Source organism: Burkholderia sp. 4NA327C6, from assembly GCF_005502655.1.
Taxonomy (GTDB): Bacteria; Pseudomonadota; Gammaproteobacteria; order Burkholderiales; family Burkholderiaceae; genus Burkholderia; species Burkholderia contaminans.
In genome coordinates, this window is sequence record NZ_SCNZ01000028.1 from 104,285 (window position 1) to 117,544 (window position 13,260).

Genomic DNA, 13,260 nt, shown 5'->3' on the forward strand with positions numbered 1-13,260 from the left:
ACTCCTTCAACAAAACTCAAGGTCGGGAGAAACGGCCGGTCGGGCGACCGGCCGTTTCACGTTACTGCCTCACCGCACTACTGCGCGGCGACGCTTACGCAAGGTCGAAGCGGTCCAGGTTCATCACCTTGTTCCAGGCCGCGACGAAGTCGTGCGCGAACTTCTCCTTCGCATCGGCGCTGCCGTACACCTCGGCCAGCGCGCGTAGTTGCGAGTGCGAGCCGAAGATCAGGTCGACGCGCGTGCCCGTCCACTTGACTGCGCCCGTCGCGCGGTCGCGCCCTTCGAACACGTCGTTCGCGGCCGACGCCGGCTTCCATTCCGTGCCCATGTCGAGCAGGTTCACGAAGAAGTCGTTCGTCAGCGCTTCCGGACGCTCGGTGAACACGCCATGCTTCGCATCGCCGGCGTTCGCACCCAGCACGCGCAGGCCACCGACGAGCACCGTCATCTCGGGCGCGGTCAGCGTCAGCAGTTGCGCCTTGTCGACCAGCAGCGCCTCGGCCGGCGTCTTGTATGCGTGCTTCAGGTAGTTGCGGAAACCGTCCGCGACCGGCTCGAGCACGGCCATCGCTTCGATATCGGTCTCTTCCTGCGACGCATCCGCACGGCCCGGCGCGAACGGCACCGTCACTGCGATACCCGCATTCTTCGCGGCCTGCTCGACACCGGCCGCACCGGCCAGCACGATCAGGTCGGCGAGCGACACCTTCTTGCCGCCCGTCTGCGCGTCGTTGAACACCTTCTGCACGCCCTCGAGCGTCTCGAGCACCTTCGCGAGTTCAGCCGGACGGTTCACTTCCCAGTCCTTCTGCGGCGCCAGGCGGATACGCGCACCGTTCGCACCGCCGCGCTTGTCCGACCCGCGGAACGTCGCAGCCGACGCCCATGCGGTCGACACGAGCTGCGATACCGACAGACCGGATGCAAGCACCTTCGCCTTCAGCGCGGCGACGTCGGCGGCGTCGATCAGCGGGTGATCGACCGCCGGGATCGGGTCCTGCCACAGCAGGTGTTCCGCCGGCACGTCCGGGCCGAGATAGCGGGAACGCGGGCCCATGTCGCGGTGCGTGAGCTTGAACCACGCGCGTGCGAACGCGTCGGCGAACTCGGCCGGGTTCTCGTAGAAGCGGCGCGAGATCTTTTCGTAGGCCGGGTCGAAACGCAGCGACAGGTCGGTCGTCAGCATCGTCGGGCGATGCTTCTTCGACGCGTCGAATGCATCCGGAATCACTTCGCCTGCGTCCTTCGCGACCCACTGGTGGGCGCCGGCCGGGCTCTTCGTGAGCTCCCACTCGTAGCTGAACAGGTGCTTGAAGAAGTCGTTGCTCCACTGCGTCGGCGTCGAGGTCCACGTGACTTCGAGGCCGCTCGTGATGGCATCCTTGCCCTTGCCCGTGCCGAACGTGCTCTTCCAGCCGAGCCCCTGCTCTTCGAGGCCCGCGGCTTCCGGCTCGGGGCCGACGTTCGAGGCCGGACCGGCGCCGTGCGTCTTGCCGAACGTGTGGCCGCCCGCGATCAGCGCGACCGTTTCCTCGTCGTTCATCGCCATGCGCGCGAACGTCTCGCGGATGTCGTGCGCGGCGGCAACCGGGTCGGGGTTGCCGTCCGGGCCTTCCGGGTTCACGTAGATGAGGCCCATCTGCACCGCGGCGAGCGGGCTTTCGAGCTCGCGCTTGCCCGAGTAGCGGCTGTTCGGGCCGCCGCTCAGTTCCAGCCAGATCTTTTCCGAACCCCAGTACACGTCGTCCGGTTCCCACGTATCGACGCGGCCGCCGGCGTAACCGAAGGTCTTGAAGCCCATCGATTCGAGCGCGACGTTGCCGGTCAGGATCAGCAGGTCGGCCCACGAGATGTTGCGGCCGTACTTCTGCTTGATCGGCCACAGCAGGCGGCGCGCCTTGTCGAGACTGACGTTGTCAGGCCAGCTGTTGAGCGGCGCGAAGCGCTGCTGCCCGCCGCCCGCGCCGCCGCGGCCGTCGGCCGTGCGGTACGTGCCGGCGCTGTGCCAGGCCATGCGGACGAACAGGCCGCCGTAGTGGCCGAAGTCGGCCGGCCACCAGTCCTGCGACGCCGTCATCAGTGCGTGCAGGTCCTTCTTCACCGCCTCGAGATCCAGCTTCTTGAATGCTTCGGCGTAGTCGAAATCCGGGTCCATCGGATCGGACAGCGCCGAATGCCGATGCAGGACGTTCAGGTTCAGCTGATTCGGCCACCAGTCCTTGTTCGTCGTGCCGCCACCAGCGGTGTGGTTGAACGGGCACTTCGTTTCGTTCGACATGCTTTTTCTCCTTGTCTTGCTCGTAGGCCCCCACGTGCCAGGCGCGGTTCGTGGAGCATTGCGGGGGGATGAAACGGAACAGGCGGTTCCTCCTGTCGTACTACGGGACGTCGTGCGCGGCCCGCGACCCGCTTTCCCGCAGCGACGCGCCGCAGGCGGGGCGCTCGGGAAAGCGGCTGCCGGCAGTGGTCGTGCCGGCGAGGCGGGCGGCTTTTCGGGTATCGGACATGCAATGCTCCCTCATGGCTCGGCGGCAGTTAGTCGGGGGAACACAGGACCGGCGCGCGGCGGCACTCATCCGCCATACACACGGTCCGCCAGGTACGCGAACGCAATCGGACGCAGGCTGCGAACCGCCGCCCTGGCGCGATGTACGACCGCGTCGCGCGACGGGATGTTCCGCTGCGCGTGCTGCAATACCGACCGCATCATGACATCCTCCTTTGACGCTTGCATTCAACGTGCTGATCAGTCGTTGACATCACGCCGATCCATGTTGAGGATTCTATCTAAATCTATCGATTGATTAAATTTGATAAATGTTATCTATTCGATAGAGAAAAATAAACGGGGTCGCAAGACCCCGTTCATCGTGCTGCCACACGCGCATGTCGCAGCGTGCTCAGTTCATCGTCGCCGGCATGTCGAGCTTCGCGACACCCGGCAGTTCGCACGCGGAAATCGCATCGCTGATCGCGTCGATCGCGGGCATCCGCGTGAAGCTCTTGCGCCACACGAGCACCACGCGGCGGTCGGGCACCGGCTCGTTGAACGGCACGTACGACAGCAGTTCGGCATCGGGGCCGTTCGCGCGCGGGCCGACTTCGGCGACCGACATCCGCGGCAACACGGTGATGCCGACGCCGCTTGCGACCATGTGGCGGATCGTCTCGAGCGACGATCCCTCGAAAGTCTTCTGGATGCCGTCGGCCGTCTGCGAGAAGCGCATCAACTCCGGGCACACGCCGAGCACGTGATCGCGGAAGCAGTGGCCGTTGCCGAGCAGCAGCATGGTTTCCTGCTTGAGATCCTCCGCGTCGATTTCATGGCGCTTTTCCCACGGATGACCGGCCGGCAGCGCGACGACGAACGGTTCGTCGTACAGCGGGCGAACCATCAGGCCCGTTTCCGGAAACGGCAGCGCCATGATCGCGGCGTCGATCTCGCCCTGCTTCAGCAGTTCGAGCAGCTTCAGCGTGTAATTTTCCTGCAGCATCAGCGGCATCTGCGGGACACGCTGGATCATCTGCTTGACGAGCGTGGGCAGCAGATAGGGCCCGATCGTGTAGATCACGCCGAGGCGGAACGGGCCGACCAGCGGATCCTTGCCCTGTTTCGCGATCTCCTTGATCGCGAAGGTCTGCTCGAGCACGCGCTGCGCCTGCGTGACGATCTGGTCACCGATCGGCGTCACGCTCACTTCGCTCGCGCCGCGTTCGAAAATCTGCACGTTGAGCTCGTCTTCGAGCTTCTTGATCGCCACCGACAGCGTCGGCTGGCTCACGAAGCATGCTTCGGCCGCGCGGCCGAAATGCCGTTCGCGCGCGACCGCGACGATGTATTTCAATTCAGTCAGCGTCATTGTGGGTCAATCAGAGATATACAGGCGATAGGTTTAATTTATACACCCTGTGACACCGGTTCGCCAAGTTTCTCTGCATTGGAATGCTTCAAACGGCGGTTTTAAATCCGGACCCCACCCGCGGATCAGGCCTTCAAGTACTGCTCCCGCGCGCCGAGCCAGCGTGCGAGATGCTGCGTGACGATCTCGGGGTACGCGGCAATCAGCCGCGTCGCGGCCTCGCGGGCCGGTTCGATCAGCCAGCCGTCGGTCTCGAGGTTCGCGAAGCGCAGCATCGCCGCGCCCGACTGGCGTGCGCCGAGGAATTCGCCCGGGCCGCGGATCTCGAGGTCGCGCCGTGCGATCTCGAAGCCGTCGGTCGTCTCGCGCATCGTCTTCAGCCGCTCGCGGCCCGTGGGCGACAGCGGCCCCGTGTACAGCAGCACGCACACCGACGCCGCGGTGCCGCGCCCGACCCGGCCGCGCAGCTGGTGCAACTGCGCGAGACCGAAGCGCTCCGCGTGCTCGATCACCATCAGCGACGCGTTCGGCACGTCGACGCCGACCTCGATCACGGTCGTCGCGACGAGCAGCTGCACGTCGTTGCGCGTGAACGCTTCCATCACGGCCGCCTTGTCGGCCGGCGACAGCCGGCCGTGCACGAGCCCGACCTTCAGCTCCGGGAGCGCGGCGGCCAATGTCTCGTATGTCTCGACGGCCGTCTGCAGCTGCAGCGTCTCGCTCTCCTCGATCAGCGGGCACACCCAGTACACCTGGCGTCCGGTCAGCGCGGCCTCGCGCACGCGGGCGATCACCTCCTCGCGCCGCGCATCGCCGACGAGGCGCGTCAGCACGGGCGTGCGGCCCGGCGGCAGCTCGTCGATCGTCGAAACTTCGAGATCGGCGTAATACGTCATCGCGAGCGTGCGCGGAATCGGCGTGGCCGACATCATCAGCTGGTGCGGCTGGAAATCGCGCGCGCCGTTGGCCGCATTCGCGGCCTTCGCACGCAGCGCAAGCCGCTGCTCGACGCCGAAACGGTGCTGTTCGTCGACGATCACGAGGCCGAGCCGCGCGAATTCGACCGTGTCCTGGATGATCGCGTGCGTGCCGATCACGAGCTGCGCGGTGCCGAGCGCGGCCGCCTCGATCGCCGCGCGCTTCTCCTTCGCCTTCAGGCTGCCCGCGAGCCACGCGACCGTGACGCCGAGCGGCTCCAGCCACGCGCGCAGCTTGCGCGCGTGCTGTTCCGCGAGGATTTCGGTGGGCGCCATCAGCGCGGCCTGGTAGCCGGCGTCGATCGCCTGCGTGGCGGCCAGCGCCGCGACGACCGTCTTGCCGCTGCCGACGTCGCCCTGCAGCAGGCGCTGCATCGGGTGCGCAAGCGTGAGGTCGTGCGCGATCTCGTCGACGACGCGCGCCTGCGCGCCCGTCAGCGTGAACGGCAGCGCGGCGTAGAGCCGGGTCGTCAATGCATCGGCATCGCTCGCGGTGCGGCGCGGCATCGCGGGCGCCGCACGCGTGCGGCGCTCCTCGTGCGCGCGCTTGAGCGACAACTGCTGCGCGAGCAGCTCCTCGAACTTGATGCGCGTCCACGCCGGATGCGAGCCGTCCATCAGCGCGGCTTCGTCCGAATCGACGCGCGGGTGGTGCAGGATGCGCACCGCCTGCTCCAGCGTCGGCACGTCGAGCGGCTTCAGATAGTCGCGCTGGATCTCGGGCGGCAGCAGCTCGGGCAGCGGCGTGCGCTCGACCGCGTTCTCGATCGCCTTGCGCAGATAGGCCTGCGACACGCCGGCCGTGCTCGGATAGACGGGCGTGAGCACCTGCGGCAGCGGCGCATCCGCTTCGACGACACGCACTGCCGGATGCACCATCTCCATCCCGAAGAAGCCGCCGCGCACGTCACCGCGCACGCGCAGCCGCTGGCCGACGGCCATCTGCTTGACCTGCGAGCCGTAGAAATTCAGGAAGCGCAGCACGAGGTGCTCGCCGTCTTCGTCCTGGATCTTCACGACCAGCTGGCGGCGCGGCCGGTACGCGACCTCGTTGTCGAACACGACGCCTTCGGTCTGCGCGATGCCGCCCGGCAGCAGCTCGCCGATCGGCGTGAGCGTGGTTTCGTCCTCGTAGCGCATCGGCAGATGCAACACGAGATCGATCGAGCGCGTGAGGCCGAGCTTCGCGAGCTTGTCGACGGTCTTCACGGGTTTGTCGGCGGCCGGCTTCTTCTTGCGCTTCGCGCCGGCCGCGCCTGCCGTGTCGATTTCAGCGGCGCCATCGGCATCGGGCGCGGCGGCGGCCGGCTGCGCGAGCCTGCCGTCGGCGCCGCGCTTCGGGCCGGCGCGGCGCGGTGCGGCGCGCGGCGCGGAAGCACGCTCCCCCGCGCCTTGCGCGGGCGGCGCGACATCCTCCGCGTCGAACGGATCGGCGGAATCGGCAACGGCAGCGGGGGAACGGCGTGGTGACACAGGCATCGGATCGTCTGGGTGCTTCTCAAGGCAAGTACAATAGCGGCTTTCACGTCGTCCGAACGAACGACGCCGGCCAGGCCGCGCATCCCGCCATCATAGCGGCTCGCGCGCCCCATTTACGCGTTTCCGCCCTGCCGGCGACGCCCGCCGGCCGCTTCGAACCAGCCCGCATGTTCACGCTTTCCGATTTCGATTTCAATCTGCCGCCCGAGCTGATTGCACAAACCGCGCTGCCCGATCGCACCGCGAGCCGCCTGCTCGAGGTCGACGGCACCGTCGCGCCCGCACGCCTCACCGACCGTCATTTCACCGAGCTGCCGTCGTGCATCGCGGCCGGCGACCTGCTCGTCTTCAACGATACCAAGGTGCTGAAGGCGCGCTTCTTCGGCCAGAAGGCCAGCGGCGGCAAGATCGAGGTGCTGATCGAGCGCGTGACCGGCACGCACACGGCGCTCGCGCAAATCCGCGCGAGCAAGTCGCCGGGCGCCGGCACGACGCTGCGGCTCGCCGATGCGTTCGACGTGACGGTCGGCGAACGCGTCGACCCGTTCTTCACGCTGAACTTCCCCGCGCCGTGCCTCGACCTGATCGAGCAGTACGGCCGCCTGCCGCTGCCGCCCTATATCGAGCACGATCCGGACGCGACCGACGAGACGCGCTACCAGACCGTCTACGCGAGCAACCCGGGCGCGGTCGCCGCGCCGACGGCCGGGCTGCACTTCGACCAGCCGATGCTCGACCGCCTCGACGCGATGGGCGTCGAGCGCGCGACGCTCACGCTGCACGTCGGCGCCGGCACGTTCCAGCCGGTGCGCGTCGACAACATCGCCGAGCACAAGATGCACAGCGAGTGGTACGACCTGCCGCAGTCGCTCGTCGACAAGATCGCCGCAACCCGTGCACGCGGCGGCAAGGTGATCGCGGTCGGCACGACGTCGATGCGCGCGCTCGAAGCCGCGGCGCGCTCGGCCGACGAAGCGGGCCGCCCGCTCGCGGCCACGCAGGCCGAAACCGACATCTTCATCACGCCCGGCTACCGTTTCCGCGTGGTCGACCGGCTCGTCACGAACTTCCATCTGCCGAAGTCGACGCTGCTGATGCTGGTGTCCGCGTTCGCAGGCGTCGAGACGATCCGCGCCGCGTACCGGCACGCGATCGACGAGCGCTACCGCTTCTTCAGCTACGGCGACGCGATGCTGCTCACGCGGCGCGACGTGCCGGAGGCGCCGGGCGCGTAAAGCACGGCGGGCGCGACGGCCCGCGCGGCCGCCGTTGCAGCGCAGCGCCCGTTTTCGCTTTGTGTGCGCGACGCTTTTGCGCGCACCCGCTTTTCCCCGCCGCCGGTTTCTCGGCAGCGTTTCCAACATGCGCCGGACTTGCGATCCAGAGTTAGCGCTTTAGCGGTTACTCTGGTCCCATGCAGAGCAGCCCGGTAGCAAGGAGAATGACTCGATGACCGAAGGTTCATCCCACGATACGCACGCCCCCGTGCAGGACCGCCCGGCGAACGGGCTCGAATTCGAACTGCTGACGACCGACGGCCATGCGCGCCGCGGCCGCGTGAAGCTCAACCACGGCGTGGTCGAGACGCCGATCTTCATGCCGGTCGGCACGTACGGCACCGTGAAGGCGATCCAGCCGCGCGAGCTGCACGAGATCAAGGCCCAGATCATCCTCGGCAATACGTTCCACTTGTGGCTGCGCCCGGGCCTCGACACGATCGACGCGCACGGCGGCCTGCATGGCTTCATGGGCTGGAACAAGCCGATCCTGACCGACTCGGGCGGCTTCCAGGTGTTCTCGCTCGGCGACCTGCGCAAGATCACCGAGGACGGCGTGACGTTCGCGTCGCCGATCAACGGCGACAAGCTGTTCCTGTCGCCGGAAGTGTCGATGCAGATCCAGAAGGTGCTGAACTCCGACGTCGTGATGCAGTTCGACGAGTGCACGCCGTACGCGACCAACGGCGTGCCGACCACGCACAAGGAAGCGGCCGACTCGATGCGCATGTCGCTGCGCTGGGCGAAGCGCTCGCTCGACGAGTTCGACCGGCTCGGCAACCCGAATGCGCTGTTCGGGATCGTCCAGGGCGGGATGTTCGAGGACCTGCGCGACGAATCGCTCGCGGGCCTCGCCGAACTCGGCTTCCACGGCCTCGCGATCGGCGGGCTGTCGGTCGGCGAGCCGAAGGAAGACATGATGCGGGTGCTGCAGCACGTCGGCCCGAAGCTGCCGGCCAACAAGCCGCACTACCTGATGGGCGTCGGCACGCCGGAGGATCTGGTCGAGGGCGTCGCGAACGGCATCGACATGTTCGACTGCGTGATGCCGACCCGCAACGCGCGCAACGGCTGGCTGTTCACGCGCTTCGGCGACGTGAAGATCCGCAACGCGACGCACAAGAATTCGCTGAAGCCGCTCGACGCGAGCTGCACGTGCTACACGTGCCAGAACTTCTCGCGCGGCTACCTGCATCACCTGCACCGCGTCGGCGAGATCCTCGGCGCACAGCTCAACACGATCCACAACCTGCACTACTACCTGCAGCTGATGAGCGAGATTCGCGAAGCGATCGAGACCCACACGTTCGACGCGTTCCGCCAGCGCTTCGCGGAGGATCGCGCCAGAGGGGTCGACTGACCGGCGGTCGGACCGCCCTTGATAGGACAAACACTATACGGATCGAAAATCTGGTGAGACTCGTCCTAAACAATTGAGTCCCAACTGCCGCCCGGATCCAACAAACATTACAATTGCCTTTCCATACAAGTCGCAACGGTACCGGTACGCGCTTTAACAGCTTGATCCGAAAGCGCATTTGCCGAGCCGTTTGCGCATGGGGCCGGTGGTAGAATAACCGGCTTATTTTTCGATCTTCCCCTACGGAGAGACCAACGTGCCGTTCATTTCCAACGCGTTCGCCCAAGGTGCCGGTGGCGCCGAATCGAGCCTGATGAGCTTCCTGCCGCTCATCCTGATGTTTGCCGTGCTCTACTTCATCATGATCCGTCCGCAGATGAAGCGTCAGAAGGAGCACCGCAACATGCTCGCGGCCATGGCCAAGGGCGACGAAGTCGTCACGAGCGGCGGCCTCGTGGGCAAGGTGACGAAGGTCACCGAAGGCTACATCGGCGTCGAAATCGCCGAAGGCACCGAAATCACCGTGCAGAAGGCCGCGGTCACGACCATTCTGCCGAAGGGCACGATCAAGTCGCTGTAAGCCCTTCACCGAGCGTCCGGCTCCCCGCGCCGTGCCCGCCTGAGAGAGCGGGCCGCCGCGGCGCCGGACGCGACGCTTTCACGCCAACCACCCGTTCGGCTCCCTCATGAATCGTTATCCACTCTGGAAATATGTCGTGATGGTCGTGGCGCTCGCCATCGGCCTTCTGTACACATTGCCCAACTTCTTCGGCGAAGCGCCGGCGGTGCAGGTGTCGAGCGGCAAGGCCACGGTCAAGCTCGACTCGACCACGCTGACCCAGGTCGAATCGGCGCTCGCCTCCGCGCAGATCACGCCGGACGACGTCACCTTCGAGAACACGGCGACCGGCGCGAACATCCGCGTGCGCCTGAAGGACACCGATACGCAGCTGCGCGTCAAGGACCTGCTGCAGAAGTCGCTGAACGCCGACCCGAACGATCCGCAATTCGTCGTCGCCCTGAACCTGCAGAGCGCGTCGCCGCGCTGGCTGACCTCCCTGCACGCGCTGCCGATGTATCTCGGCCTCGACCTGCGTGGCGGCGTCCACTTCCTGCTCCAGGTCGACATGACGGGCGCGCTGACGAAGAAGCTCGATTCCGACGCGTCCGACGCGCGCACGCTGCTGCGCGACAAGAACATCCGCGACGGCGGCGTGAGCCGCGTCGACCAGTCCGTGGTCGTCAACTTCAGCGATGCGCAGACGGCGGAAGACGCCCGCAAGCTCCTCGCGCTGTCGATCACCGAGCTGCAATGGGCGACCCAGCCCGGCGGCGGCGGCACGCAGGTCGTCGGCACGTTCACGCCGGCCGTGCAGAAGTCCGTCGAGGACGCCGCGCTCAAGCAGAACCTGACGACGCTCCACAACCGCGTGAACGAACTCGGCGTGTCCGAGCCCATCCTGCAGCAGCAAGGTAGCGACCGTATCGTCGTCGAGCTGCCGGGCGTGCAGGACACCGCGAAGGCGAAGGACATCATCGGCCGCACCGCGACGCTCGAAGCGCGCCTTGCCGACCCGATCAACACGCACCCGAACCCGAACGACCCGGTGCCGCCGGGTGAAGAGCTGTTCACGCAGGGCAACCAGGCGCCGGTGCTGCTGAAGAAGGACGTGATCTTCACGGGCGACCGCATCATCGATGCGTCGGCCGGCTTCGACGATCACCAGCGTCCGTCGGTCAACATCCGCCTCGATTCGGCGGGCGGCCGCTCGGTGCGCGCAGTCTCGCGCGAGAACATCGGCAAGCCGATGGCGATGGTGCTGTTCGAGAAGGGCAAGGGCGAAGTGCTGACGGTCGCGACGATCCAGTCGGAACTCGGCGACCGCTTCCAGATCACGGGCCAGCCGACGCCGCAGGCCGCGGCCGACCTCGCGCTGCTGCTGCGCGCCGGTTCGCTCGCAGCGCCCATGGACATCATCGAGGAACGCACGATCGGCCCGAGCCTCGGCGCGGACAACATCAAGATGGGCGTCCACTCGGTGATCTGGGGCTTCTGCGCGATCGCCGTGTTCATGATCGCGTACTACATGCTGTTCGGCGTGATCTCGGTGATCGGCCTGTCGGTGAACCTGCTGCTGCTGGTCGCCGTGCTGTCGCTGATGCAGGCGACGCTGACGCTGCCGGGTATCGCCGCAATCGCGCTCGCGCTCGGTATGGCGATCGACTCGAACGTGCTGATCAACGAGCGCGTGCGTGAGGAACTGCGCGCGGGCCAGCCGCCGCAACTCGCGATCCAGGCCGGCTACGCGCATGCGTGGGCGACGATTCTCGACTCGAACGTCACGACGCTGATCGCCGGCCTCGCGCTGCTCGCGTTCGGCTCGGGCCCGGTTCGCGCGTTCGCGATCGTGCACTGCCTCGGTATCCTGACGTCGATGTTCTCCGCGGTGTTCTTCTCGCGCGGGATCGTCAACCTCTGGTACGGCGGCCGCAAGAAGCTGAAGTCGCTCGCGATCGGCCAGGTGTGGAAGCCGGAAGGCGCCGCCGCCGCGTCGTTCACCGACGCCGACGAATCGACCGACACCGCACGCGCCGCGAAGCTCGCTGCCCCCGCGAAGGGCAACGCGCCGCGCGCCGGCAAGCCGCAGCTGCGCAACCGCGCGCAGCAAGGCGTGTCGCCGAAGAAACCGGGCTCGACCCAATAAGGCCCCGGAGAAGACCATGGAATTTTTCCGCATCCGTAAAGACATTCCGTTCATGCGGCACGCGCTGGTGTTCAACGTGATCTCGCTGGTCACGTTCCTCGCCGCCGTGTTCTTCCTGTTCCACCGCGGGCTGCACCTGTCCGTCGAATTCACCGGCGGTACGGTGATCGAGGTGCAGTACCAGCAGGCCGCGGAGCTCGAGCCCGTGCGCGCGACGCTCGGCAAGCTCGGCTATGCCGACGCGCAGGTGCAGAACTTCGGCACGTCGCGCAACGTGCTGATCCGCCTGCAGCTGAAGGAAGGCCTCACGTCCGCGCAGCAGAGCGACCAGGTGATGGGCGCGCTGAAGGCGCAGAACCCGGACGTCACGCTGCAACGCGTCGAGTTCGTCGGCCCGCAGGTCGGCCGGGAGCTCGCGACCGACGGCCTGCTCGCGCTCGCATGCGTCGTGATCGGCATCGTGATCTACCTGTCGTTCCGCTTCGAGTGGAAGTACGCGGTGGCCGGCATCATCGCCAACCTGCACGACGTCGTGATCATTCTCGGCTTCTTCGCGTTCTTCCAGTGGGAGTTCTCGCTGGCGGTGCTCGCGGCGATCCTCGCGGTGCTCGGCTACTCGGTCAACGAGTCGGTCGTCATCTTCGACCGGATCCGCGAAACGTTCCGCCGCGAGCGCAAGATGAGCGTGCAGGAAGTGATCAACCACGCGATCACGACCACGATGTCGCGTACGATCATCACGCACACGTCGACCGAAATGATGGTGCTGTCGATGTTCTTCTTCGGCGGCCCGACGCTGCACTACTTCGCACTCGCGCTGACGGTCGGCATCATGTTCGGCATCTACTCGTCGGTGTTCGTCGCGGGTTCGCTCGCGATGTGGCTCGGCATCAAGCGCGAAGACCTGATCAAGGAAAAGAAGTCCGCGCACGATCCGGACGATCCGAACGCAGGCGCGCAGGTTTAAGCGCCACGCTGCTTCGGCACAGACCAAAAGCCGGCCCGGTTGGGCCGGCTTTTTTCATGCCCGCGCCACTGCCGTGCATCGCGCCGCCCGCTCGCCCTGCCCCGTCACGCGCGTCGGCTACAATCGTGACCGTCCCGCCGCGCCGCCCGCCGGCCGTGCGTCGGCGGAACAGCACCTTCGCCCTCCGTTCAAATGCGCGGCCCCGATGATGCCTCCCACACGTGTCGTTCTTCGCCTTGCCGTTTGCGCTGCCGTCACGGCCACGCTTCTGCCGTGCGTGTCGTCCGTCGGTGCGCAACAGCCGGCGTCCGCCCCGCCCACTTCTGCCGCTTCTGCCGCTTCTGCCGCTTCTGCCGCTTCTGCCGCTTCTGCCGCTTCTGCCGCTTCTGCCGCTTCCGCCGCTTCCGTCGCCTCTACCGTTTCCGCACCCGCCGCGTCGCCCGCCAAGGTCCAGCCGCCCTCGCCCTGCCCGCCCGACTGGGAGCCGCAGATCTGCGAGCTCAAAGCGGCCGTCGAATTGCTCAAGAAACAGCACCTGACCGACATCGACATCGGCGCGCTGCTCGACGCAACGACCCACGCGGGAATCAAGACGCTGCCGTACGCACGTTTCTTCGACGCGAAAGAGGAGC

Annotated in this window: 9 protein-coding genes and 1 pseudogene; 6 read left to right on the plus strand and 4 right to left on the minus strand. The window is 66.7% G+C overall.

Annotated elements, in window-relative coordinates:
- Positions 1-94 precede the first annotated feature (94 nt).
- The 4 genes from katG to recG all read right to left on the minus strand — a co-directional run bounded on the left by katG (position 95) and on the right by recG (position 6,319).
- Positions 95-2,281 carry a catalase/peroxidase HPI gene (katG, locus tag FFS49_RS25900; RefSeq protein ID WP_105815986.1) on the minus strand — a complete coding sequence of 729 codons (2,187 nt, stop codon included), beginning with the start codon at positions 2,279-2,281 and terminating at the stop codon, positions 95-97.
- Between the two features lie 100 nt (positions 2,282-2,381).
- Positions 2,382-2,510, minus strand: a complete 129-nt coding sequence (locus FFS49_RS42975) for a hypothetical protein (RefSeq protein WP_256217965.1) — start codon at positions 2,508-2,510, stop codon at positions 2,382-2,384.
- 393 nt (positions 2,511-2,903) lie between these two features.
- Complete coding sequence (locus tag FFS49_RS25905) at positions 2,904-3,863, minus strand: hydrogen peroxide-inducible genes activator (protein ID WP_039361386.1); 960 nt, start codon at positions 3,861-3,863, stop codon at positions 2,904-2,906.
- Between the two features lie 125 nt (positions 3,864-3,988).
- Complete coding sequence (recG, locus tag FFS49_RS25910) at positions 3,989-6,319, minus strand: ATP-dependent DNA helicase RecG (protein WP_105815985.1); 2,331 nt, start codon at positions 6,317-6,319, stop codon at positions 3,989-3,991.
- Between the two features lie 167 nt (positions 6,320-6,486).
- Between recG and queA the strand changes: the two genes are divergently transcribed.
- The 6 genes and pseudogenes from queA to FFS49_RS42680 all read left to right on the plus strand — a co-directional run.
- Positions 6,487-7,554: a tRNA preQ1(34) S-adenosylmethionine ribosyltransferase-isomerase QueA gene (gene queA, locus FFS49_RS25915; RefSeq protein ID WP_105815984.1), complete on the plus strand. Its 1,068-nt coding sequence runs from the start codon at positions 6,487-6,489 to the stop codon at positions 7,552-7,554.
- Between the two features lie 214 nt (positions 7,555-7,768).
- Positions 7,769-8,956 (plus strand): tRNA guanosine(34) transglycosylase Tgt, encoded by a 1,188-nt coding sequence (gene tgt / locus FFS49_RS25920; RefSeq protein WP_039361392.1) that lies wholly within the window; start codon positions 7,769-7,771, stop codon positions 8,954-8,956.
- 256 nt (positions 8,957-9,212) lie between these two features.
- On the plus strand, positions 9,213-9,536 hold the full coding sequence (gene yajC / locus FFS49_RS25925; RefSeq protein ID WP_006476868.1) for a preprotein translocase subunit YajC: 324 nt from the start codon (positions 9,213-9,215) through the stop codon (positions 9,534-9,536).
- Between the two features lie 106 nt (positions 9,537-9,642).
- A complete protein-coding gene (secD, locus tag FFS49_RS25930; protein ID WP_105815983.1) occupies positions 9,643-11,661 on the plus strand; it encodes a protein translocase subunit SecD in 2,019 nt (672 codons plus the stop codon).
- A gap of 16 nt (positions 11,662-11,677) precedes the next feature.
- A complete protein-coding gene (gene secF / locus FFS49_RS25935) occupies positions 11,678-12,628 on the plus strand; it encodes a protein translocase subunit SecF (protein WP_039361396.1) in 951 nt (316 codons plus the stop codon).
- A gap of 205 nt (positions 12,629-12,833) precedes the next feature.
- Positions 12,834-13,260, plus strand: a pseudogene (locus FFS49_RS42680) (hypothetical protein); the annotation flags it as partial.

Coding starts and splice junctions, on each gene's coding strand:
- katG (WP_105815986.1), bottom strand. CDS start 2,281: ATGTCGAACGAAACGAAGTGCCCGTTCAACCACACCGCTGGTGGCGGC.
- FFS49_RS42975 (WP_256217965.1), bottom strand. CDS start 2,510: ATGTCCGATACCCGAAAAGCCGCCCGCCTCGCCGGCACGACCACTGCC.
- FFS49_RS25905 (WP_039361386.1), bottom strand. CDS start 3,863: ATGACGCTGACTGAATTGAAATACATCGTCGCGGTCGCGCGCGAACGG.
- recG (WP_105815985.1), bottom strand. CDS start 6,319: ATGCCTGTGTCACCACGCCGTTCCCCCGCTGCCGTTGCCGATTCCGCC.
- queA (WP_105815984.1), top strand. CDS start 6,487: ATGTTCACGCTTTCCGATTTCGATTTCAATCTGCCGCCCGAGCTGATT.
- tgt (WP_039361392.1), top strand. CDS start 7,769: ATGACCGAAGGTTCATCCCACGATACGCACGCCCCCGTGCAGGACCGC.
- secD (WP_105815983.1), top strand. CDS start 9,643: ATGAATCGTTATCCACTCTGGAAATATGTCGTGATGGTCGTGGCGCTC.
- secF (WP_039361396.1), top strand. CDS start 11,678: ATGGAATTTTTCCGCATCCGTAAAGACATTCCGTTCATGCGGCACGCG.